The sequence below is a fragment of the Streptoalloteichus tenebrarius genome, assembly GCF_024171885.1.
Classification (GTDB): domain Bacteria; phylum Actinomycetota; class Actinomycetes; order Mycobacteriales; family Pseudonocardiaceae; genus Streptoalloteichus; species Streptoalloteichus tenebrarius.
Genome location: NZ_JAMTCP010000003.1, coordinates 1 through 21,554, shown reverse-complemented (window position 1 = coordinate 21,554; position 21,554 = coordinate 1). Strand labels below are relative to the sequence as shown.

Annotated in this window: 21 protein-coding genes and 1 pseudogene; 11 read left to right on the top strand and 11 right to left on the bottom strand. The window is 72.8% G+C overall.

Going from position 1 to position 21,554, the window contains the following annotated elements; translation table 11 throughout:
- Positions 1-139: 139 nt before the first annotated feature.
- Positions 140-1,372, bottom strand: coding sequence for a site-specific integrase (locus LX15_RS03705; RefSeq protein ID WP_253668041.1), 1,233 nt, complete (start codon positions 1,370-1,372; stop codon positions 140-142).
- Positions 1,373-2,525: 1,153 nt separating this feature from the next.
- Here LX15_RS03705 and LX15_RS03700 point away from each other — a divergent pair.
- On the top strand, positions 2,526-3,047 hold the full coding sequence (locus LX15_RS03700) for a DinB family protein (protein WP_253668040.1): 522 nt from the start codon (positions 2,526-2,528) through the stop codon (positions 3,045-3,047).
- Between the two features lie 146 nt (positions 3,048-3,193).
- Here LX15_RS03700 and LX15_RS03695 read toward each other — a convergent pair whose 3' ends face one another.
- Complete coding sequence (locus LX15_RS03695) at positions 3,194-4,066, bottom strand: polysaccharide deacetylase family protein (RefSeq protein ID WP_253668039.1); 873 nt, start codon at positions 4,064-4,066, stop codon at positions 3,194-3,196.
- A 327-nt stretch (positions 4,067-4,393) separates the two neighbouring features.
- On the opposite strand from LX15_RS03695, the gene LX15_RS03690 reads away from it, so the two are divergent.
- Both LX15_RS03690 and LX15_RS03685 read left to right on the top strand, forming a co-directional pair.
- On the top strand, positions 4,394-5,263 hold the full coding sequence (locus tag LX15_RS03690) for a TIGR03621 family F420-dependent LLM class oxidoreductase (protein WP_253668038.1): 870 nt from the start codon (positions 4,394-4,396) through the stop codon (positions 5,261-5,263).
- Positions 5,264-5,425: 162 nt separating this feature from the next.
- Positions 5,426-6,676, top strand: a complete 1,251-nt coding sequence (locus LX15_RS03685; RefSeq protein WP_253668037.1) for an MFS transporter — start codon at positions 5,426-5,428, stop codon at positions 6,674-6,676.
- A gap of 46 nt (positions 6,677-6,722) precedes the next feature.
- On the opposite strand, the gene LX15_RS03680 is transcribed toward LX15_RS03685, so the two are convergent.
- Complete coding sequence (locus LX15_RS03680; protein WP_253668036.1) at positions 6,723-7,127, bottom strand: PPOX class F420-dependent oxidoreductase; 405 nt, start codon at positions 7,125-7,127, stop codon at positions 6,723-6,725.
- Between the two features lie 216 nt (positions 7,128-7,343).
- Between LX15_RS03680 and LX15_RS03675 the strand changes: the two genes are divergently transcribed.
- Positions 7,344-7,733: a helix-turn-helix domain-containing protein gene (locus tag LX15_RS03675; protein WP_253668035.1), complete on the top strand. Its 390-nt coding sequence runs from the start codon at positions 7,344-7,346 to the stop codon at positions 7,731-7,733.
- Between the two features lie 377 nt (positions 7,734-8,110).
- On the opposite strand, the gene LX15_RS03670 is transcribed toward LX15_RS03675, so the two are convergent.
- Positions 8,111-8,647, bottom strand: coding sequence for a TetR/AcrR family transcriptional regulator C-terminal domain-containing protein (locus LX15_RS03670; RefSeq protein ID WP_253668034.1), 537 nt, complete (start codon positions 8,645-8,647; stop codon positions 8,111-8,113).
- A gap of 91 nt (positions 8,648-8,738) precedes the next feature.
- Between LX15_RS03670 and LX15_RS03665 the strand changes: the two genes are divergently transcribed.
- Positions 8,739-9,839, top strand: a complete 1,101-nt coding sequence (locus LX15_RS03665; RefSeq protein WP_253668033.1) for an FAD-dependent oxidoreductase — start codon at positions 8,739-8,741, stop codon at positions 9,837-9,839.
- A gap of 50 nt (positions 9,840-9,889) precedes the next feature.
- On the opposite strand, the gene LX15_RS03660 is transcribed toward LX15_RS03665, so the two are convergent.
- The 4 genes from LX15_RS03660 to LX15_RS03645 form a co-directional block, all read right to left on the bottom strand.
- Positions 9,890-11,065, bottom strand: coding sequence for a Cmx/CmrA family chloramphenicol efflux MFS transporter (locus LX15_RS03660; RefSeq protein WP_253668032.1), 1,176 nt, complete (start codon positions 11,063-11,065; stop codon positions 9,890-9,892).
- Between the two features lie 558 nt (positions 11,066-11,623).
- The gene (locus LX15_RS03655; RefSeq protein ID WP_253668031.1) at positions 11,624-11,920 is read right to left on the bottom strand and encodes a YciI-like protein; all 297 of its coding nucleotides are present in this window, start codon (positions 11,918-11,920) and stop codon (positions 11,624-11,626) included.
- Between the two features lie 507 nt (positions 11,921-12,427).
- The gene (gene map / locus LX15_RS03650) at positions 12,428-13,252 is read right to left on the bottom strand and encodes a type I methionyl aminopeptidase (protein ID WP_253668030.1); all 825 of its coding nucleotides are present in this window, start codon (positions 13,250-13,252) and stop codon (positions 12,428-12,430) included.
- A 313-nt stretch (positions 13,253-13,565) separates the two neighbouring features.
- Positions 13,566-14,108, bottom strand: a complete 543-nt coding sequence (locus LX15_RS03645) for a TetR/AcrR family transcriptional regulator (protein WP_301304004.1) — start codon at positions 14,106-14,108, stop codon at positions 13,566-13,568.
- A gap of 161 nt (positions 14,109-14,269) precedes the next feature.
- On the opposite strand from LX15_RS03645, the gene LX15_RS03640 reads away from it, so the two are divergent.
- The gene (locus tag LX15_RS03640; protein WP_253668028.1) at positions 14,270-15,421 is read left to right on the top strand and encodes an FAD-dependent oxidoreductase; all 1,152 of its coding nucleotides are present in this window, start codon (positions 14,270-14,272) and stop codon (positions 15,419-15,421) included.
- A 61-nt stretch (positions 15,422-15,482) separates the two neighbouring features.
- Here LX15_RS03640 and LX15_RS03635 read toward each other — a convergent pair whose 3' ends face one another.
- Complete coding sequence (locus LX15_RS03635; RefSeq protein WP_253668027.1) at positions 15,483-15,851, bottom strand: hypothetical protein; 369 nt, start codon at positions 15,849-15,851, stop codon at positions 15,483-15,485.
- Positions 15,852-16,179: 328 nt separating this feature from the next.
- On the opposite strand from LX15_RS03635, the gene LX15_RS03630 reads away from it, so the two are divergent.
- Positions 16,180-16,509, top strand: a complete 330-nt coding sequence (locus LX15_RS03630; RefSeq protein WP_253668026.1) for a hypothetical protein — start codon at positions 16,180-16,182, stop codon at positions 16,507-16,509.
- A 67-nt stretch (positions 16,510-16,576) separates the two neighbouring features.
- On the opposite strand, the gene LX15_RS03625 is transcribed toward LX15_RS03630, so the two are convergent.
- Positions 16,577-18,091, bottom strand: a complete 1,515-nt coding sequence (locus LX15_RS03625; protein ID WP_253668025.1) for an MFS transporter — start codon at positions 18,089-18,091, stop codon at positions 16,577-16,579.
- A 114-nt stretch (positions 18,092-18,205) separates the two neighbouring features.
- Here LX15_RS03625 and LX15_RS03620 point away from each other — a divergent pair, with 114 nt between their 5' ends.
- From LX15_RS03620 to LX15_RS03605, 4 genes are all read left to right on the top strand, one after another.
- A complete protein-coding gene (locus LX15_RS03620) occupies positions 18,206-19,117 on the top strand; it encodes a LysR family transcriptional regulator (protein ID WP_253668024.1) in 912 nt (303 codons plus the stop codon).
- Positions 19,118-19,207: 90 nt separating this feature from the next.
- Positions 19,208-20,122, top strand: a complete 915-nt coding sequence (locus LX15_RS03615; RefSeq protein WP_253668023.1) for an NADP-dependent oxidoreductase — start codon at positions 19,208-19,210, stop codon at positions 20,120-20,122.
- Between the two features lie 171 nt (positions 20,123-20,293).
- Entirely contained in the window at positions 20,294-20,701 is a 408-nt protein-coding gene (locus LX15_RS03610) for a RidA family protein (protein WP_253668022.1), read from the top strand.
- A gap of 286 nt (positions 20,702-20,987) precedes the next feature.
- A complete protein-coding gene (locus LX15_RS03605) occupies positions 20,988-21,248 on the top strand; it encodes a hypothetical protein (RefSeq protein WP_253668021.1) in 261 nt (86 codons plus the stop codon).
- A 13-nt stretch (positions 21,249-21,261) separates the two neighbouring features.
- Here LX15_RS03605 and LX15_RS03600 read toward each other — a convergent pair.
- Positions 21,262-21,554 (bottom strand): annotated as a pseudogene (locus tag LX15_RS03600) (IS982 family transposase); the annotation flags it as partial.

Below are 21,554 nucleotides of genomic sequence, written 5' to 3'. Positions count from 1 at the left end.
GATCACCGGGCGGTTCCGGGAACCCCAACCATGATCATACATACTAGTAGGTACAGAAGGGTGGTCGTGGCGAGCCCGGGCTGGTGGTCATCCGCCGCGCATGCGTGACCTGCGGAGAGCACGGCGGGCTCGCGGCCGGTCAGAGACCGAGTTTGGTCACCGCGTTGTCGTCCAGCGGGTTGGCCACCCGGATGTAGCGGTGGACGGTGCGCGGGTTGCTCCACCGCCCCTGCCGCATGATCTCCCGGTCGCTGGCGCCGCCCAACGCGGCCTGCGTGGCGAAGCCGGCCCGCAGCGAGTGCCCGCCGAACAGGTCCGGGTCCAGACCGGCGCGCTGGGCGTAGCGCTTGACCAGCTCCGCCACGGCCGCGCCGGACATCGCCTTACCGCCGATCCCGCCGTGCCGGTTGATCCCCGGGAACAGGGGACGGCCCTGGCCGTCGGCCAGCCAGGTGCCGTCGAAGCCGTGGCAGCGGTGCACCGCCCGCTCCTTGACCTGTCCGTGTTCGACGTACTCGCGCAGACCCGCCGCGCCGTGTTCGGCGTGGATCTCCAGCAGCTCCACCCAGGCGGCGAAGGCGCACACCGGGCAGGTGTGGGGGCGCGCGCCCCGAGGCAGGACCACCCGCTGCGCCCGCACGCCGCTGGGGTCGGTCTTGGTCACGGCGAGGTCCACCAGCAACACCGGCTCGTTGGTGCCGGGGTCGACGTGCACGACGACGTCGTCGAGGGTGAGCCCGGCCAGCTCGCCGCGGCGCAGCGCGCCGGCGAAGCCGACCAGCAGCACCAGGCTGTCCCGGCGGCGGGCCGGCTCGCCGGGCCAGCCCGGGTCGGGGCGTTGGTCCAGCAGCTCCTCCAGCGTGTGCAGCAGGACCGGCCGTTTGCGGTGGGGTCGGGCGCGGCGGGTGCGGCGGATGCCGCGCAGGGTCAGGCGCACGACGTCGGCGCGGGTGGGGGAGGGCAGGCCGTTGGCGGCGTGGACCGCGGCGATGGCGGCGGCCTTGCGTTCCAGCGTGGCCGGGCTGAACGCCCACCGGGTGGGGCCGGTCTCGCCGGAGCGGGGCGGTCGGCGTTCCTCCGCCGCGGCGGCCAGGTAGACGGCGACGTCGAGGGGGTCGGCGGGCAGGGCCTGTCGTCCCTCGGCCGCGCACCACGCCGACCAGGCGATCCAGTCCGACCGGTAGGCGCGCAGGGTGTTGGGGGACTGGGACGCCTGGAGGTAGCGGCCCAGCGCGGCGGCCTGGTCGTCGTCGAAGCGGGCGCGCACCGCCGCGAGGTGCTCGGTGTCGATCAGCACGCTTCCGGCGCGGCGCTCCAGCGCCGCCCGCACCGGCTCGGGCAGGGCCTGCGGCGCCGTCGGCGAGCCCCCCACGCTGCCTCCTCCGACGTGTCAGTGATGATCAGGGACAAGCTTGTCATCACCGGATCGACCCCACACGTCAGGTCGTTTCGGTCGCAATTGTTCGGTGATCGCGCCCCCTGGGGCTCGTGGAGCTGGGCGCTGAAGGAGCCGCCAGCGGTCGTCTCCGGGGCTCGTCCCCAGGGTCTGTCCGCAAAGCCCGATGAGCAGGATGGCCAGTTCGATCATCCCTCAGCAGGAGACGGCGGTCCTGTCCTCGCGGATGACGAGAGCACGGAACCCCGCGAACCCGGTCGAGGCGGCGTTCGACCACCACGGTGCGGCGTGGGTAGGCGGCGGGGTCCCACGCTGCGGAAGCGGCCGATGGCATGTCCTCCTGGCTCACGGCGCCCACCGCACGATCCGCCCTCCCCCCTGGGTGAGGGACGCGGAGGTGCGGCGGGCGGCGGCGGGCCGGTGCGCATCGCACGACGCTGGAGTCGAGGCGAGACCTCCCGGTCAGGTTCCTTGATCGCCTCGGCGATCACCCGCACCCGCGCCGCCAGAGTGGTCAGGGCGCGGGTGCGCGGCCACCGCCAGAACCGGTTTGACCGTCTTCCACGGCCCCTCACGTTCCGGCAGGCCACATCACGCCCATCCTGGCCGTGAACAGCACCCGTTGATCACGCGACGCCTCATCCACCCGTGGGTGTCCCTTCGCGTCGGAGGCGGGCAACAGCGGCTCGCTCGCCTCGCCGTCGCTCGCCGGTCACCTCGTGCCGGTCACCTCGTGCCGATGAGCACGCCCCGGGAACACACCAGATCAGCCACACCAGCTTGAGCACAGACCTAGGCCCACCGTCGGATAGGGTTCGAGCAACGCCCGCGCGCGCCGCGACAGAGCGGCGTCATCCCGGATCCCACGGCGCGCGGATCCTGCGACTCACGCCCGGCGATCGCGCACTCCCGATCGCGCACTCCGCGAGCGGCTCGCCGAGACCGTCAGCCTTGCGGCGAACTCACCGACGTCCGCGTGCGGGCCGCGCGCGCCTGGCCGTCCAGCACGAGGGAATCACCCGCCGCCTCCGGCGCAACGCGCTCAGCGGCCCCTGCTGAAACCGGGCGCGGGCACCGAAACCTCAGGCACACCAGGCAGATCCCTCTCACGAACAGAATCGAGCTGACAATGACGTGGTCGATACCCCGCATCACCACCGGCGACGAACGCCGTCTGCTGGAGGCCATGCTCGACCGGAACCGGGCCGAGTTGGTCAACACGGTGCGCGGTCTGTCCGACGGGGACGCCCGCCGCCGGCTCGTCGCGTCGCCGACCACCCCGATCGGACTGCTCAAGCACGCCGCGGTCGCCGAACGGATCTGGTTCCAGCACGTCCTGGCCGGCCTGCCCAGGAGCGAGTGCGACGGCGGCACCACGGCGGGCGACGCCAGTTTCGTCGTCGCCGACGACGAGACCGTGGCCGACGTGATCGCCGAGTTCGAACGCGCCAGCGAACGCTCGCGCGTGATCGCCGCCGGGTTCGACCTCGACCACACCACGCCGCACCCCGACCTCGGCGACGTCAACCTGCGGTTCGTCTACCTGCTCCTGACGGAGGACTTCGCGCGTCACGCCGGCCACGGCGACATCCTCCGCGAGCAGATCAAGCATCCCGCCGCGCCCACCACCGACGGTGCGGAACAGCCCTGACCGCGTCGCCCTGCGCCCCTGTCAGGGACGTGGGAACGCGGAGCGCCCCCGCCGGGGTGCTCGGCCTGCCTGAGGTGGGTCGAGGACCCCGGCGGGGCAGCGTCACGCCGTGGCCGAGCGTCACGCCGTGGCCGTCGGAGTGCGGCTCACGCCGTGGTCGGCGCGGTGGTGCGCGCGTAGTGCTCGGCGATCTCGTCGCTGGTGGTCAGCCACACCCCGGGGTGGTTGACCACGTACTCCAGCGCCTGGTCCAGGTACTTGTGCCGGAACGGCTGGTTGATGACGAACGGGTGCAGGGCCAGCGCCATCACCCGGCCGCTGGTCGCCGAGTCGGCGTAGAGCTGGTCGAACTGGTCCTTGACGATCTGGACGAAGTCCGGGCCGCTGAGGCTCTTGCCGAGGAACAGGGAGATGTCGTTCAGCTCGATCCCGTAGGGCACGCTCAGCATCCCCGGGACGTTCAGCCGGTACGGCTGGTCGTCGTTGCACCAGTCCAGCACGTAGGTCAGGCCGAGTTCGGCGAGCAGCGCGGGGGTGTTGAAGGTCTCGGTCAGCGCCGGGCCCATCCAGCCCCGGGGGCGTCGGCCGGTGGCCTTCTCGATGGTCTCCACCACGTCGGTGAGGTAGGCGCGTTCCTCCTCGACGGTCATGTCGGCCTGGAAGGTGGAGTTGTCCCGCCCGTGGGCCACCCACGCCCAGTCCCTGGCCGTGCCTGCCTCGATGATCCGCGGGTAGTGCCGGCAGACCTCGGAGTTGAGCAGCACGCTGGCGCGCAGGCCGTGCCGGTCGAGGGTCTCGATCAGTCGCCAGACGCCCACGCGGGGGCCGTAGTCGCGCCAGCCGTAGTTGAGCGGGTCGGGGGCCAGGTCGACGGTGCCGCCGAAGATGCTGGTCGAGGGGCGGTCGACCTGGTAGTGCTCGATGTTGGCGCCGACGTAGAAGGCGACCCTGGCCCCGTTCGGCCAGTGGATGGGCTCGCGGTCGACGATCGGGCTGTAGTCGTAGAGTTGGTTGTCCATCCTTCTCACCTCGTGTCCGCTGGGGTGTCGCGGTCGAGGAGGATCCTGAAACCTTCACATTGATGTGAAGGTCAAAGCGCGCCGGCGTGAGCCCCGGCACACCGCTGGTCGCCATGCCCCGCGCGTGTTCGCGCCCCGCCCTTGCGCCCCGCCTAGTGGCCCCGCGTGTCCGCTCCTGGCCGCGTTCCCCGCCTCAGGTGACGCCTTTTCGGTTGGGTCCCTCCCCGGGATGTGCCAGGGTGACGGTCCCGACTGATCGCCTTCCCCACCGCCCCGCGCCGACCCCGGCAGTGCGGGGCGGTGGCGCGGCACGTCCTGGAGGGGCGCATGACCACCCGACCGTTCCGTTTCGGCGTCACCTTCTTCACCGGCGTCTCCCGCGCGGACTGGCAGGCCAGTGCCCGGCGGGCCGAGGACCTGGGCTACGACGTGGTCCTGGCGCCCGACCACCTCGGCATGTCCTCGCCCTTCGCGCTGCTGGCCGCCGCGGCGCAGGTCACCTCCCGGGTGCGGCTGGGCACCTTCGTGCTCAACGCCGGCTTCCACCGGCCCGCGCTGCTGGCCCGCGACGTGGCGAGCCTGGACCAGCTACTGGAGGGCCGCCTCGAACTCGGGTTGGGCGCCGGCTACGCCGCGCACGAGTACGAGGCCGCCGGCCTCCCCTTCCCGCGCGCCGGAGAGCGCGTGGACCATCTCGCGCGCACCGTCGCCGAGCTACGCCGGCTGCTGGCCGACGAGGGGCACCAGCCCACGCCGGTCCAGCGCCCCACGCCGCCGATCCTGGTGGCCGGGCAGGGCGACCGGCTGCTGCGGGTCGCCGCGCGGCAGGCCGACATCGTCGGCATCGCCGGCGCCCTGCCCCGCGACGAACACGACACCGGGCACGCCGCGCTGGCCGACAAGATCGCGGCCGTCCGGGCCGCCGCCGGGCCGCGCTGGGCGGATCTGGAACTGAACCTGCTGGTCCAGGCGGTGCTGCCGGACAGCGAGCCGCACCCCGACCTGTCGTTCCTGCGCGGGTTCGCCCCCGGGCTGAGCGACGAGCGGATCCTGGCGCTGCCCGGCGTGCTGCGCGGCAGCCCGGCGTCGATGGCCGACACGCTGCGGGAGTACCGCGAGACCTACGGGCTGAGCTACTTCACCGTGACCGAGCCCGGCATGGACGCCTTCGCCGAGGTGATCGCCCAGCTCCGCTGACCACCACGCCGGTCGAGGACCGGTCGTCCGCGCACCGGGATCAGCGACAGGGAGGGGAGCACGGGTGTCGGCGGGGAGTGGAGGACCACGCGACCGCGTCCTCGGCGCTGACGGCGCTGAGGGTGTGGTCGGGGATGACGGTCGTCGGTCGAGCGGGGAGGCGTGGCGGTGAGGCGGGCGCTGGTGGACCTGACGCCCCTGCGGATCTCCCCGGCGTTCCGGCGACTGTGGATCGGCCGCGTCGTCTCGTCGCTGGGCGGCCAGATGACGGTGGTCGCGGTGATGTTCCAGGTGTGGCGGGAGACGGGCAGCACCGTCTGGACCGGCGCGGTCGGGCTGGCGCAGGCCCTGCCGGTCATCGCGTTCGGCCTGTTCGCCGGGGCCCTCGTCGACCGCTCCGACCGGCGTCGGGTCTACCTGGTCGCCACCGCCGGGCAGGCCCTGTGCTCGGTGGCGCTGGCCGTGCAGGGGTTCCTCGGTCAGGTCCCGGTGGCGGTGGTGCTGGCGTTGGTCGCGGCGCAGTCCGGGTTCGTGGCCATGGGCGGCCCCGCCTTCCGCTCCTTCATCCCGCACCTGCTGCCCCGGGAGAACGTGGCGGCGGGGTTGGCGTTGAACGGGATCGCGTTCCAGGCCGCCATGCTGGTCGGCCCCGCGCTGGGCGGACTCGTCCTGGGCTGGTGGGGCGTTGGCGGCTGCTACCTGGTCGACGCCGTCACCTTCGTCGTCGCCTTCGCCGGGGCGCTCGGGTTGCCGCCGATGCGCCCGGAGGGCGAGCCGGCCCGGCCCGGACTGGGCGGGGTGCTGGACGGCCTGGCGTTCCTGGTGCGCGACCCGGTGGTACGCGCCGCGTTGCTCACCGATCTGGCCCTCACGACGCTGTCCATGCCGATCAGCCTGTTCCCGCTGGTCAACGCCGAGCGTTTCGGCGACGACCCCCGCACGCTCGGGCTGTTCCTGACCGCGATCGCCGTCGGCGGCGTCCTGGCGTCGCTGATGTCGGGGACCTTCACCCGACTGTCCCGTCCCGGTCTGGCGATGCTGGGCGGGGCGGTGGTGTGGGGCGCGGCGCTGGCCCTGTTCGGGCTGTCGGCGAACCCGTGGGCGGGGTTGGCGTTCCTGGCGGTGGCCGGCGCCGCCGACACCGTCACGGTGGTCTCGCGCGGCACGCTCGTCCAGCTCCACACCCCCAACGCCCTGCTCGGCCGGGTGGGGGCGGCCGAGCAGATCGTCGGCAGGGCCGGGCCGGACGTGGGCAACATGCGGGGCGGGCTGGTCGCCGACGCCACCTCGGGCACGGTCGCGCTGGTCAGCGGCGGCGTGATGTGCGTGGCCGTGGTCGTGGCGCTCGGTCTGACCACGCCCGCGCTGCGCCGGTCGTGGCGCCCGGGCGACCAGCCCACACCCGTCACGTGACGGCGGGGACGTGCCGGAGGCGGTTGGGGTGTGCGCTGCCCGGCGCTCAGAGGCGGCCCACGACCTTGCGGGGCGTGATGCGCACGACCACGCGCTGCCCCTCGGTCCCGGCCGCCGGGTTGAACTCGGCGTACTTGGTGCCGGTGTACTTCACCGACAGCTCGTCGATCAGCTCCTGGCCGCCCTCGGGGGACAGGGTGGCCTCGCCGCGGATCTCCGCGTAGACGTAGGGGTCGTCGAAGGGCTGGACCACCACCGTCGTCCTCGGGTCGCGGCGCAGGTTGCGCTCCTTCTGGCGCCCGACGGTGGTGGAGATCAGGATGTCGTCGCCGTCCCGCTTCGCCCACACCGGCGAGGCCTGGGGGCTGCCGTCGGGCTGGAGGGTCACCAGGGTGACGAAGGTGGGGGCGTCGAGCAGTTCCTTGAGGCGCTCGGACAGCACGGTGGCCATGGATGTCCTTTCTCGCGGCGTCGGGTTGACGTACCTTCGCCCCGATCCTGCCTCAGCGCGCGAACGCGCCGCCTCTGGCCTGGGGTGACGGGCGTGTGATCCGCCCTCTGTCGCATCGACGAGCGCCACGGCGCGTCCTGGGCGCCCTTCCGTCTCGCTCATATCCGGGATGGCTTCCCGAATAGGGAGACGAGGTGAGGGGGAGACGGCGGGGACATGGACGTCCGCCTCGCCCACCGGCTCGCGCGGTTGCGGGCGGAGCACGGCTGGTCGCTGGAGGAGCTGGCCCGGCGCGCCGGCGTGAGCCGCTCGACGTTGTCGCGCCTGGAGCGCGCCGAGATCAGCCCGACCGCGTCGTCGCTGGGCGGGCTGTGCACGGCCCACCGACGGTCCCGGCTGCTGGCCGAGGTGGAGGCCGAGCCGCCACACCTGGTGCGGGCCGGCCAGCACCTGGTGTGGCGGGACGAGGCGTCGGGCTTCACCCGCCGGTCGGTGTCCCCGCCGCATTCCGGGCCGCGCGCGGAGGTCGTCGAGGGCGTGCTGCGGTCCGGCGCGGACATCATCCACGACGAGCCGTCGGTGCCGGGACTGGAGCAGCACCTCTGAGTGCTGTCGGACATGGTGGAGATCACCGTGGGCGGGAGGGCGCAGGAGGTCCAGGCCGGGGACTGCCTGCGGTTCCGGTTGGGGGCAGACTCGGTTTTGGTGCCAGGGACCCGAGCCGGTCCGCTATGCCCTGGCGCTGGTCCTGCCCTGATCGTCATCGTTGTTGTCGGTTGTCGTTGTCGGACAAGGGAATCCTGTGCGCACCGTCGTTCGTCTGTCCTCTGAGGACTTCTCCTTGGCCGTGTCGGACCTGGCCGACCTGCTCGTCGACGTCGTCACGGTCGGGTCCTCCCTCGGCTTCCTCGCCCCGGTTCCTCCCGGGAGGGCGGACGGCTCGGGACGCTGTCCTGTGTCCGCGGCGCGTCCGCTCGCGGAGATCACGGGGTGTGGCGCAGGCCGTTGAGCACCACGTCCAGGCCGGCGTCGAACGCGCGGTCGCGCTCGGCGCGCGAGAGCAGGTTGGCCTTGCGGGCCTGCTCCTCCATGGTGAACCCGTTGACGTAGCTGGTGATCACGTCCGCGCCGGTCTCGGCCGCGCCGGCGTCGCGGCCGGTGGTGAGCAGGATGTCGATCAGGCGGTCGAAGAAGGCGCGCGCCTGGGTCCCCGGCGCGCCCATGCTGGCGACGACCCTGGCGCCGTCGGGGTGGGCGAGCATCGCCTCGCGTTGCGCGCCGGCGAGCGCCCGGAGCTGGTCCGGCCAGTCGGCGTCGGGCAGCGGGGTCGCGGCGGCCTCGGCGATGATCCGGTCCGCGACGGCGTCCAGCAGGGCCTGCTTGTTCCGGTAGTGCCAGTACAACGCGCCCACACGGACGTTGAGCCTGGTCGCGAGCCTGCGGGTGGTCAGCTCGTCCAGCCCCACCTCGTCCAGCAGCGACATCGCGGCGTCCAGCACCACGGCCTGGGTCAGCGGCATGCCGCACAGTCCACCACAGCCCTTGCCCACCTGAACAGCGCTCAAGTATCTTGAACACCGCTCAATTGAACAACGCTCAAGAGGAGTGGTCGTGCGAGTCGTGGTGATCGGCGCGGGGCTGGGCGGGCTGGCACTGGCCCAGGGCCTGCGACAGGCCGGGATCGAGGTCGACGTCTCCGAGCGGGACGCCGGCGTGCACGCGAGGTTCCAGGGCTACCGGATCGGGCTGTCCGAGGTGGGCGTCGCGGCGCTGCACGGTTGCCTGCCCGCCTCCTCGCACCCCGTGCTCGACGCGATCACGGGGGATCTGGCCGGCGACCGTGTGGTGCTGGACCACCAGCTCCGCCGCGTCGGCGACCTGGGGCCGATGACGGCGCTGGCCGCCGACCGGCACGTGTTGCGGCACCTGCTGCTCCACGGCGTCGACGTGCGCTTCGACCGGAGGTTCACCGGCTACCAGGTGCGACAGGACGGACGGGTGGACGTCCACTTCGCCGACGGCGCCACGACCACGGCCGACCTGCTGGTCGGCGCGGACGGGATCGGCTCGGCCGTGCGGGCCGCGCTCGCCCCCGGGATCGAGCCGGAGGACACCGGCATCCGGTTCGTGCTCGGCCGCACCCCGCTGACCGACCGGTTCGCCCGACTGGTCCCCGGGGCCGGCACCGTGGTCAGGGGGCCGGGCCTGACCCTGATGCTGGGCCTGATGCGGTTCCGGGTGCCGCCGCGCCAGGCCGCGCCGTGGCTGCCGGACACCGCCGACTACCTGCGGTGGGTGTGCATGCCCGACTCGCCCCGCCCGTTGCCGGAGCTGGTGGAGGGATGGCACCCCGACCTGCGCGAGGTCCTCGACGCCACCAGCGCCACGCACACCACCCACCTGTCGATCAGGGTCGTCCGACCGTCCACGCGGTGGCCGTCGGGGCCGGTGACCCTGCTCGGCGACGCCATCCACGCCACCTCGCCCAGCGGCGGCAACGGTGCGAACACCGCGCTGCGCGACGCCGACTTGTTGCGGCGCAAGCTGATCGACGTCGCGCGTGGGCGGATCAGCCTGCTGGACGCGGTGGAGGACTACGAGCGCCAGATGTTCGACTACGGCGCGGAGGCCGTCGCGCGCAGCCTCGACGCCCTGCCGGCGTTCCTGCCCGGCCGGGCCGACCAACCCCGGGTGTCTCCTGTCCGGTCGTGAGAACCGGTGGTCCGGCCACCGCATCCCGCGGTGGCCGGACCCCTGTGGCATCAGCGCGCCGTGACCGTGGCGGCTTCGCGCCGGGCTCGCGCGCCCCGCGCCGCGGCGGCGAGGACCAGCGCGAGGGCCACCAACACCGCGCTCACCCACAACGGCGAGCGGTAGCCCAGCCCCGCGTCGAGGACGAGTCCACCGAGCGCCGGCCCGAGCACGGCTCCGACGTTGAGCGCGGCCGTGGCCAGTCCGCCGGCCACCGTCGGCGCGCCCGCCGCCGCGTAGAGCACCTGCGAGATCAACGTCGACCCGACCGCGAACGACAGCGTCGACTGGACGAGCATGAGCACGATCGCGGCGCCCGCGCTCCCCGCGGTGAGCGCGAACGCGGCCCACCCCACGAGCAGCGCCGCCCCGCCGGACACCAGCAGCGCGACCGGGTGCGTGTCGGCGAGCCGGCCGCTGATCGCGACCCCCGCGAACGAGCCCACGCCGAACAACGCCAGCAGCACCGGCACCCACGCGGCCCCGAGCCCGGCGACCTCGGTGACCAGCGGCGCGAGGTAGGTGAACGTGCAGAACGTCGCGCCGTTGACCAGGGCGGCCAGCAGCAGCGTCACCACCAGCCGCGCGCTCCGCAACGCCCGCAGCTCGCCACGGAGGCTGGGGGCGGCGGGGGAGTCGGAGGGCCGCCTCGGCACCGAGAACAGGATCGCGATCACGGCCGGGGCCGAGAGCAGGGCGACCGCCCAGAACGCCGACCGCCATCCCCACATCTGACCCAGCACGGCCCCGGCCGGGACGCCGGCGACACAGGCCAGGGTGGTGCCGCCGAGCAGCACCGAGGTGGCCCGCCCCTTGGCGTTGGCGTCGACCATGCTCGTCGCGGTCGCCAGGGCCACCGCCAGGAACCCGGCATTGGCCAACGCCGCGACCACCCGCGTGGCCAGCAGCACCGCGAAGGTGGGGGTGAGCGCGCCGAGCACGTGGACGAGCAGGAAGGTGACCAGGAAGCCCAGCAGCGCTCCGCGAGGGGACCAGCGCAGGCTCAGCATCGCCACCAGCGGCGCGCCGACGACCATGCCGGCGGCGAACGCCGAGGTCAGCGTTCCCGCTGTCGCGAGGGAGACGCCCAGGTCGTCGGCGATGCCCGGCAGGAGACCGGAGAGCATGAACTCGGAGGTCCCCTGGGCGAAGACCGCCAGTCCGAGCAGGTAGAGGGTGAAAGGCACGAAAGACTCCGCAACCACGTCAGGGATCGACAGGGCAGCGGCGAGCCGCGCGCGACGACGACCCACGGCGTCGGCGGACGGCGGGTGGGCGTTCGGGCGCGGGGCTACCGCGAGGCAGGAACCGTCGACGTCACGACAGGACGTGCGACGCGAGAAAGACAGCCCGTACTACGGCGATCCGGTGGCGATGGTCGCGGCCCGTGGCGGCGTCAGCGGCACGCGGGCATCACAACGACGTCAGGAGAAGCCACCGGACACGGCCGGTGGCTAGCGTCTTGACGCTTCGGGGCTGGACACGTGGGCAGCCTAGACAGGCCGACCCGGTCACGTCCACGGATTTCGTCGCGGTCCTGTCGACCGGGCGCCGGAACAGGGCGCGGCCGAAACCCGCGCACCCCTGGGAGATCGGGCGTAGAGACACTGTCCGCCTTTGTCACGGTGACGAAACCCGGAGCGGGGGCGGAGGTCGAAGAAGGGCCTCCCAGGAGGTCCACTATGGACAGTCGAGCGGCGGTGGGCCCCACCGTGGACTCCGTGCACGTGACGGCCCCCGAAGGGTCAGGCCATCGCCCCGCCCTCGCCGCCCACCACGACCGTCCACGGCCGGATCGACCACGACCGGACCAGGCCGTGGCGCACGTACGGGTCCTGCTCGACGAACCGCTCGACCACCGACGGGTCCTCGACCGACCACACGAGCACCGCCCGGTCCACCGGATCGGCCAGGGCTCCGGCGAGAACCAGGTCGCCGCGCTCGTGGGCCTGGCGGGCCAGCGCGAGGTGTTCCGTGCGGTACTCCGCCCTCCGCCGCACGTAGTCATCGACCACCACGTACTCCAGAACGAAATGCGCCATCCGTTGGTCCTCCTCACCCCGCCGCAGCCGTCGCGGCTCCATCCAGACGTCACTGCGAAGCCGCCATACTTCCAGTCACCTTCGAGCGGCCGTCGGTGAGTTTCCCGCGCCAGGCAGCCGGCGCCCCACCTGTGTGGACTGGGGACACGGGTGCGCGTCCTCGGCTCGCAGCGGTCGGAGTTCTCGCCGGGGAAGAGCCGTTGGCCTGACCGTGGCGCGTTTCCTGTCCGCAGCGCGCCTAGTGGACCCCACGCCACGTGGATCATCGACTCCACCCCGGTCGAGTGCGGCCGGTTCCGCCCCACGGTCACACGCTCCGTCGTCGGCGACACACCGGGCAGGACACAGTCGGCCCAACGCGGTCAGTGGTGCGTGAGCGTGAGGAATGAGGGCCTCCTGTGGCTCGGTGGGTGATGACGCAATCCACACCGAACCCGGAGGCCCTCCCTCATGCCACGATCATCCGACTACGTGTCGGGCCGTTCGCAACCTCTCAGGACAATAGACCTAGGCGTTGCTCGTGGACGGTCGACGGGCGGAACCAGCCCTGGTCGCGGGGATCTCCCCTTCGCGTCGGGTGAGGACCAAGGGCTCGTCCTCGGTGATGGCGATCGTGTGCTCGGAGTGGGCCGTGCGCGAGCCGTCGGCCGAGCGGATGGTCCAGCCGTCGTCGTCGTAGACGATCCGGTCGGTCGTCTGGGCGAACCAGGGTTCGATTGCCAGGGTCAGCCCCGGCCGGAGCTTCAGGCCGCGGCCCGCCCGGCCCTTGTTGGGGATGTGGAGGTCCTCGTGCATGGTGCGGCCGATGCCGTGGCCGCCGAACTCGGTGTTGACCGGGTAGCCGTAGTCGCGGGCCACCGCCTCGATGGCCGCTGAGATGTCACCCAGGCGGTTGCCCGGCCGTGCCACCTCGATCGCGGCCTCCAGCGCCTCCTCGGTGGCGCGGATGATCCGCAGGTCCTCCTCGGCGGGGGTGCCGACGATGATCGTGCGCGCCGAGTCGGCCGCCCAGCCGTCGATGCTGACCGCGAGGTCGGCGGTGAGCACGTCCCCGTCGCGCAGCACGTAGTCGTGGGGCATGCCGTGCAGGACGGCGTCGTTGACCGACAGGCAGATGACGTTGCGGAACGGGCCCCTGCCGAAGGACGGCGCGTAGTCCCAGTAGCACGACTCGGCCCCGCGCCGTCTGATCATGCCGCGCACGTGGTGCTCCAGGTCGAGGAGGTTGACGCCGACGTCGGCGAGCCGGCCGACCTCGGTGAGCACCTCGGCGACGAAACGCCCGGTCACGTGCATGCGTTCGATCTCAGCAGGGGTCTTCAGTTCGATCACGAGTACCTCACGTGCCTCGGGTGCCGGTATTTCTATACCGGCACCCTAGTCCTTGGCGGTATAGAAATACCAGTTGCCCTGGTGTGGCCCCATCAAACCGCTCACGCCGGAGCAGGCCGAAGCTGTCCTCTGTGGACGGTCTGGCTCGACCGAAGGGTTCGACTCGTCCTGTGTGTCTGATGGTCGCCGGAGGGGGGCCGGCGGCCGTACCTGTCCCGCGCTCACCACGATCCGCGCCCACCACTGAGCTGGTGGTGGCACCGGAACAGCCACACGCTCGGGCGCGCCTGGCGACGTGCCGGGCGCGCGGGGTTCATGAGGTGGGGTGGGCGGCGGACCAGCCGTGTTCGAGGAGGGCGAAGATCTGCTCGGCGGCGGCCCTCGGGTCGGGGTGGCCGCCGATGAGGTCGTGGGCCTCCAGGGCGAAGCGGGCCAGGGCGGCGCAGGTGACGTCGTCGGCGGGCGCGCCGACCTCCTCGGCGATCGCGTGGGCGAGGGCGGTCTGGTGCCGGGTCCACATGCGCCGGGCGTACTCGCGCAGCGCGGGGGTGTTCTCGACCAGGTTGTGGAAGGCGGCGAGTTCGGGGCTGTCGGCGGGGACCGTCCGGTCCAGGATGTGCTCGCGCAGGGCCTGGGGGACGGACTGGCCGGGGGAGCGGTCGCGCACGGCGGCGACGAGCGCGGTGCGCAGGTCGTCGTCCATGTCGAAGACCAGCGCCTCCTTGCTGGGGAAGTGCTTGAACAGGGTGGTCACCGACACGTCCGCGGCGTCGGCGACGTCCTTGACGCCGACCTGGTCGTAGCCGCGTTCGAGGAAGAGCTGGAGTGCGGCGTCGGCCAGGGCCTTGCGGGTCATGGCCTTCTTGCGTTCCCGGCGCCCGGTCGGTTGGCTCACGGGCCCACCGTACCCGACGGTTGAGCTGGACCAAAAGTTAAGCCGTTGCACTTTTTGATCGGGTCTGCTTTTCTCGGGGTGGTCCGGACCTCGACGACCACGCCATCCCCAGTGAGGTGCCCATGACATCCGTCCACGACCGCCGCATCGCCGTCGTCGGCGCCGGCCCCGGCGGCCTGACCTGCGCCCGCGTCCTCCAGATGCACGGCCACCCGGTCACCGTCCTCGAACGCGACACGTCCCCCGACGCCCGCGCCCAGGGCGGCACGCTCGACCTGCACGAGGACACCGGGCAGGTGGCGCTGCGCACGGCCGGACTGCTCGACCAGTTCCTGGCCGTCGCCCGACCGGAGGGGGAGGAGATGCGGATGGTCGACGCCGCCACGGGCGAGGTCCTGCTCCACCACCAGCCCACGCCCGGCGCGCCGGCCAGGCCGGAGATCGACCGGGGCCGCCTGCGCGGTCTGCTGGAGGCCTCCCTCGCCGACGGCACGGTGCGCTGGGGCCGGGCGGTCCGCGAGGCCATCCCCCAGGACGACGGCACGTGCCGCCTGCTCTTCGCCGACGGCTCCACCGAGGACTTCGACCTGGTCGTGGGCGCCGACGGCGCCTGGTCCCGGGTCCGTCCGGCCGTCTCGGACGCCACACCCCGGTACAGCGGCGTCGTCTTCGTCGAGACCAGCCTCGACGACTGCGACACCCGGCATCCGGCCGTCGCGCGACTGCTCGGTCAGGGCACCCTGATGGCCAAGGCGCCTGGCAGGGTGCTGACCGCCCAACGCAACAGCGACGGTCACGTCCGGGTCTACCTGGTGTTCCGGGACGCGCCGGACTGGCACGTCTCCGCCGGACTGGACTTCGACGACGTCGACGCCGTGCGCGCCCACATGCTGCGCCTGTTCGACGACTACGCCGAGAACCTGCTGGCGCTGGTCCGGGAGCACGACGGCCCGTTCGTCAACCGCCCGCTGTTCGCCCTGCCCGTCCCCCACGTGTGGGAGCACGTCCCGGGCATCACGTTGCTCGGCGACGCCGCGCACCTGATGCCCCCGCTGGGGCTGGGCGCGAACCTCGCGATGGTCGACGGCGCCGAACTGGCCACCGCGCTGCTGCGCGAAGCCACCGTCGACGACGCCGTCCGCGCTTACGAGAGCGTCATGCTGCCGCGCTCCGCCGAGGCCGCCAAGCTTTGTGGCGAGGGCTTGGAGACGTTCGTGCCGTCGGACGGCAGCATCGGCTGGACGGGCGCGCCGTCGTGGGACCACGCCCGCTGACCCCGTCCGGGAGCTGGTGGTGGGTCGCCGCGATGCTGGTGGCGACCCACCACCAGGCCCGTCACCACCAGCCGTTGCAGCGGCGGGCGAGGCTGTCGCACACCCGGAAGAGCACCCTCTTGCGGTTCTTGTAGCTGCCGGAGTGTTTCGACCTCGTCACGTGTCCGTCCTCGGACCGCTCCAGGTAGCTCTTGGACGGCAGGGACGACGGGCCGTTGGGCCACCACCTGCCGTCGTAGGCGTTGCCGCGCCGCTCCCAGCTCTTGCACAGGGGCAGGCTGCCGCCGGCCGGTCCCGACAACGTCGTGCACGCCGTGGCGGGCCGCGCCTCGGCGGGCTCCGGCGCGGCCGCGGCGGGCGCGGCCAGCAGGACCGCCACTCCCACGACCGCGGCCGCGACACCGGTGATCCTCGTGGTCGTCGAACGCATGGACACCTCTTCCTGTCCTGGCGTGAGAAGAGTTCGGGCCTCGGCGCCGCCGGCCGGCACGCCGGCGACACCGAGGTGGGGCCGAGTGTGTGGGGAGCGGCTGGTCCTTCTCGGCCGTTTCGGGGCGGTTCAGCGAGACGGAGCAGCGGCGTTGCCCGCGACGGGGCACGGGAGGAACGCCGGGACGGCCCAGGTCGTGGCCGACGGTCGCCGAGCCGGCGTTCGGGTGACCGTGTCGTGGGCCGTGGTCACCCAGGTCGCGGGCCTGGCGGTGATCCACCCGTTCTGGTCAGCCAGATCGCCGGTGTTCCCTGCGACCATCGGTGGGGTGACCGTGGTTCCGCTGCCTCTGCCCGGCATGCCACCCCCGCCCGGGTCGGCGTCACCGACCGGCGTCCCGGGGGAGAGCTGGCAGGCGGACCAGTTCCGGGAGCGTTCCGGGCTCCGCATCCACGACAACCACACCGTGCACGCGATCACCTGGGTCGCCGACTCCCGGGGGATCGAGATCCCGGTCCCCGCCTGCCACGTCGGCGCGTTCGGCGCGTGGGAGTGGTGGCGGGTGTACACGCCCACCCACGACCCGGTGACCTGCCGCCTTCCCGGCTGTCGGACGACCCGGGACGAGTTGGCGGCCGGGCAGCTACGCCTGTTCTGAGCGGGAGGGCACACGACGCGACGGGTGGCCCGCCCCAGGTGGGCCACCCGTCGCGTCGCCTCCCCGCTCAGCTCTTGTCCACAGTGGACGTGTCGCGGATCAGGGGCAGCAGCGCGAGGGCGGCCAGGGCCAACACCAGGTTGCCGACCAGGGTGACCGTGAAGGCGTGGCCGACCGCCGCCGGCGCCGCCGTGTGCGTCGTGCCGCCGAGGGCGGCGGAGAAGACCAGCCCGAGGACGGTGACGCCCAGCGACATGCCCACCTGGCCGGCCGTCTCCACCACACCGGCCGCCGCTCCGGCCACGCGCGCCGGCACCCCGGACAGGGCGGTGCTGACCAGCGGGCTCACCCCGAGCCCCTCGCCGAGGCCGATGACGGCCAGCGCGGGCATCAACAGCCAGCCGGTCAGGCCGTCGCCGGCGGCCCAGGCGGTGACCAGCAGCGCGAGGGTGCCCACGGCGTTGACCGCGTAGCCGAGGGTGAGGGTGTGCCGGCCGAGGCGGGCCTGGAGGCGCGGCGCCAGCAGTGAGGCGACCGAGAAGGTCACCGCGAGCGGGGCGAAGGTGAGGCCGGCGGCCAGCGGCGAGTAGCCCATGCCGTTCTGCAACTGGAGGGTCAGCACGAAGAACAGCCCCGCGTTGCCGGCGAAGAAGGCCAGGGCGATCGCGTTGCCCGCGGAGAAGGTCCGCGACCGGAACAGGGCGGGGTCGACCAGGGGGCTGCCGCCCCGCGCGGCCAGCCGGCGCTCCCAGACCAGGAACGCGACCAGGGTGGGGACGGAGGCGGCCAGCGAGAACCACGTCCACGTCGGCCAGCCGGCCTGCCCACCGACCACCAGCGGCACGGTCAGCAGCAGGAGCGCGCCGCTGAGCAGCCCGACACCGGTCACGTCCAGACCGCGTCCCCTCGTGGTGGCGCGGGCCGAGGAGGACAGGGTGCGGCGGGCGCCGACCAGGGTCAGCAGGCCGACGGGCACGTTGACCAGGAACACCGTGCGCCAGCCGAGGCCGAACAGGTCGAGGTGGATCAACAGCCCGCCCAGCACCTGCCCGGCGACCGAGGCCAGCCCGATCGTCGCGCCGAACGCCGCGTACGCCCTGGCCCGCGCGGCCCCGGTGAACGCGGTCTGCAACACGGCCAGCACCTGCGGGTAGAACAACGCGGCGCCCACGGCCTGGGCCACGCGGAAGACGACCAGCGACACGGGGTCGGGCGCGAGGCCCGCGGCCAGCGAGGCGAGGGTGAAGGCCCCGGTGCCCAGCAGGAACAGCCGTCGCGCGCCGAACAGGTCGCCGAGGCGGCCGCCGGTCACCAGCAGCAGCCCGTAGACCAGGACGTAGCCGCTGATCGACAGCTCGACCTGGGCGAAGCTCGCGTGGAGGTCGTCGCGGAGGGAGGGCACCGCCACGTTCACCACGAACGAGTCCATGATCGCCATGAACGTGCCGGCCAGCACCACGAGGAGGGTCCCCAGGCCCCGACCGGAGATCCGCTCCGCGCCGACGGGCGGCGCGGTGTCGGCCGGTGGGGCGGTGCCCGCCCGCTCCCGTGGCCGGCTCGGGGTCTCGATCGTCACGCTCATGCTGCTCAACTCCCAGGTCATCGCGGGGGAACACCAGAAACGATCGATCAGCGCGGGGGTCGGAACAACGACGAAGCGAGAAAGGATCAATAATCCACGGTTATGGATGCGCGGATGCCGGAGCGGTACGAACTGGAGGCGTTCCTCGTGCTGGCCGAGGAACTGCACTTCGGGCGCACCGCCGAGCGGCTGCGGCTGTCCCAGGCCAGGGTGAGCCAGACGATCAGGAAGCTGGAGCGGGGGATCGGCGCTCCGCTGTTCGAACGCACCAGCCGTCGGGTGTCGCTCACCCCGATCGGCGCGCGACTGCGCGCCGACCTCGAACCCCTCTACCGGGGGATGGGCGAGGCGATCGGCCGGGCCACGGCCGCCGCGCGCGGCGTGGACGGCCTGCTGCGCCTGGGGTTCCTGGGCGCCGGAGCGGGCGAACTCACCCCGCTGATCCTGGACACCTTCCGCGCACGGCACCCCGGCTGCGAGATCCAGATGCGCGAGACCCACTTCGCCGACCCGCTGGGACCGCTGCGCGCCGGCGAGGTCGACGTCCTGCTCACCCGGCTTCCCGTCGAGGAACCGGACCTGACGGTGGGGCCGGTGGTGTTGTCCGAGCCACGCGTGCTCGCGGTGCCCGCCCGACACCCGCTCGCGCGCCGGAGGACCGTCTCGCTGGAGGACCTGGCGGGCCACACCGTGTTCGGGGTCGCCGGGCCGGCGCCCGACTACTGGTGGGACTTCCACGTCCCGCGCTCGACGCCGTCGGGCAAGCCCGTGCGCCGGGGTCAGGACGTGGCCACCTTCCAGGAACTGCTCGCGTTGATCGCGGCGGGACAGGGGATCTCCCCGGTGGCCGCCTCCGTCGACCGCTACTACGCGCGGCCCGACATCGTGTTCGTGCCCATCGACGACGCGCCGCCCACCGACGTGGCGGTCGTGTGGCGCACGGCGAACGCCACCGCGCGCATCCTGGCCTTCGTCCGCGCTGTCGAGGACGCCGTGCGCGCGCACGGTGGGCCCGCCCGGCACTGACAGGCGTTCTGTCGCCGGCGGTCGGGAATCAACCGGGGGTCGCCCGGGTTCGCACCGTGCACTGATCATCTCTGACGAGAGGGAGCCGCCGTGCGAGCGATCCGCATCCACCGTCGTGGCGAGGGCGTGGACGGGCTGGTCCTGGAGGAGGCGCCACACCCGCACGCCGCCGAGAACGACGTGATCGTCAAGGTGCACGCGGCCAGCTTCACCCCCGGTGAGCTGGACTGGCCGGGCACCTGGACCGACCGTGCCGGCCGGGACCGCGCCCCGTCGATCCCCGGCCACGAGGTGTCCGGGGAGGTCGTGGAACTCGGGCTGGGCACCACGGGGCTGACCGTGGGCCAGCGGGTGTTCGGCCTCACCGACTGGACCAGGGACGGCGCCCTCGCCGAGTACGTCGCCGTGGAGGCCCGCAACCTCGCGCCGCTGCCCGCCTCGATCGACCACGTCCAGGCGGCGGCCCTGCCGCTGGCCGGCCTCACGGCGTGGCAGGCGCTGTTCGACCACGGGAACCTCGCGGTCGGGCAGACGGTGCTGGTCCACGGCGCCGGCGGCGGCGTGGGCGCCCTGGCCGTGCAGCTCGCCGGCCAGGCCGGCGCGCGGGTCGTCGCGACCGGCCGCGAGCGGGACAGGGCGACCGCGCTGGAGCTGGGCGCGGAGGTCTTCGTCGACCTCGACCGGGAGCGGTTCGAGGAGGTGGGCCAGGTGGACCTGGTGCTGGACGTCATCGGCGGCGAGATCCTCGACCGCTCGGCCGCGGTGGTCCGACCCGGCGGCACCCTGGTGACCGTCGCCGCGCCGCCGAAGGTGCGGCCGGACAACGGCCGCGCGGTGTTCTTCGTCGTGGAGCCCAACCGGCAGCAACTCGTCCAGCTCGCCCGCCGGGTGCGGGAGGGCGTCATCCGTCCGATCGTGGGTGCCGTGCACTCGTTGGAGGAGACGCGGGAGGCGTTCCGCTCCAAGGCCGGCCGCCCCGGCAAGGCCGTGATCAAGGTCGTCTGAGGACCGGGGCGTCCGCGCGGTCCTCACCGCGCCGTCGGCCCGCCGGACGGGATCCGGCGGGCCACACCGTCCACAGTGGTCACTCCTTCCCCGGGTCTTGGCCTCGCCGCGCCCTCGCGGTACCCGTGGTCACGGCGTGATCTTCGTGATCCTCGACGACAAGGAGTGGACATGGCCGTCTCCCTGGTCAACCCCGACGGGCTGCCCCAGGTCAGCGTGTACCGGCAGGTGGCGGTCGCCACCGGGTCGAGGCTGGTCTTCGTCGCCGGCCAGGTGGCCCGCGACGCCGACGGGCGCAGGGTCGGCGACGGCGACCTCGCCGCCCAGGTCGAGCAGAGCTACCTCAACGTTGGCACCGCCCTGGCGGCGGTCGGCGGCTCCTTCGAGGACGTGGCGAAACTGACCATCTACGTCGTCGACTGGACTCCCGACAAGATGCCCCTGTTCCGGGACGGGCTCGCCAGGGCGAGCGCGAAGCTGGGGGTCAGCCCGGCCGCGCCGGCGACGCTGGTGGGCGTGGCCGCGCTGGCCGAGCCCGACCTGTTGGTCGAGGTCGAGGCGGTCGCGGTCCTCGACTGAGCGCGAACCCAGCGCGGAGGGTCCGCACCTCCCGCACGGCGGCCGAGCCGGCCACGGTGATCGTGTGAGGTGACCAGGTCGGTGGTGTCGACGCGGAACTCCGCGTCGACACCACCACTGTCTGCTTCTCGTCCTGTCTCTGTCACAGGGCTTTCGGGTCTGGCGTACCGCCCAAGGTTTTCTTCAGGACCGGGGGCTTGAGGAACATCGGAACGAAAACTGGCGCCAAGCCCGCACCGGCTCTGGTCGCCGATCAACGCGGAGCTGGCTGCGGGCGGTTCCTGAAGTGATTCCGCGGAGGGCACCGGTCGTTGAGCTGGTCGCGGGTGAGTTGTTCGGCGTCGAGGACGGCCCGGGAGGCGTCGGGGTCCCACCACCGCGGCAGGGCGGTGTCCAGCTCACGGGCCTGGACGGGCAGATCCCGCTGTTGCCCACCGTGGCCGTGGACCGCACGGCCGGTACGCCACCGGCGTTGTGGGCCAGCGGCTACCAGTGGTCACCGGCGTCGACGGTCAGCGCTCCAGGAGGAATAGGACTAGACGAGTAATGCGTAACTGGGGTTAGTGGTCGTAGGCGGTCAGGGAGCGGGTGACGGGCTGGCCGGTGGCGCGGTTGTGCCAGATGGCGGCCGTTAAGGCCAGGAGTCGTTGGGCGATGCGAACACCGACGCCCTCGATGGTGCGCCCGCCGTGTTGTTCCAGGTCGAGTTGGCCTTTCAACGTGTCGTTGACCGACTCGATCAGCTGGCGGACGGCCTTGAGCAGCGGCTCGCCGGGATGCGGGGTCCGGTTGCGGTAGGACGGTCGGATCAACCGGACCCCGCGCTCGGCGAGGAAGTGGTCGAGTTCGCGGG

Bases quoted from the DNA above. Each gene is read 5' to 3' on its own strand.
- LX15_RS03700 (WP_253668040.1), top strand. From the start codon at position 2,526: ATGACGTGGTCGATACCCCGCATCACCACCGGCGACGAACGCCGTCTG.
- LX15_RS03695 (WP_253668039.1), bottom strand. From the start codon at position 4,066: ATGGACAACCAACTCTACGACTACAGCCCGATCGTCGACCGCGAGCCC.
- LX15_RS03690 (WP_253668038.1), top strand. From the start codon at position 4,394: ATGACCACCCGACCGTTCCGTTTCGGCGTCACCTTCTTCACCGGCGTC.
- LX15_RS03680 (WP_253668036.1), bottom strand. From the start codon at position 7,127: ATGGCCACCGTGCTGTCCGAGCGCCTCAAGGAACTGCTCGACGCCCCC.
- LX15_RS03675 (WP_253668035.1), top strand. From the start codon at position 7,344: ATGGACGTCCGCCTCGCCCACCGGCTCGCGCGGTTGCGGGCGGAGCAC.
- LX15_RS03670 (WP_253668034.1), bottom strand. From the start codon at position 8,647: ATGCCGCTGACCCAGGCCGTGGTGCTGGACGCCGCGATGTCGCTGCTG.
- LX15_RS03655 (WP_253668031.1), bottom strand. From the start codon at position 11,920: ATGGCGCATTTCGTTCTGGAGTACGTGGTGGTCGATGACTACGTGCGG.
- LX15_RS03645 (WP_301304004.1), bottom strand. From the start codon at position 14,108: ATGACCCGCAAGGCCCTGGCCGACGCCGCACTCCAGCTCTTCCTCGAA.
- LX15_RS03640 (WP_253668028.1), top strand. From the start codon at position 14,270: ATGACATCCGTCCACGACCGCCGCATCGCCGTCGTCGGCGCCGGCCCC.
- LX15_RS03635 (WP_253668027.1), bottom strand. From the start codon at position 15,851: ATGCGTTCGACGACCACGAGGATCACCGGTGTCGCGGCCGCGGTCGTG.
- LX15_RS03625 (WP_253668025.1), bottom strand. From the start codon at position 18,091: ATGAGCGTGACGATCGAGACCCCGAGCCGGCCACGGGAGCGGGCGGGC.
- LX15_RS03620 (WP_253668024.1), top strand. From the start codon at position 18,206: ATGCCGGAGCGGTACGAACTGGAGGCGTTCCTCGTGCTGGCCGAGGAA.
- LX15_RS03610 (WP_253668022.1), top strand. From the start codon at position 20,294: ATGGCCGTCTCCCTGGTCAACCCCGACGGGCTGCCCCAGGTCAGCGTG.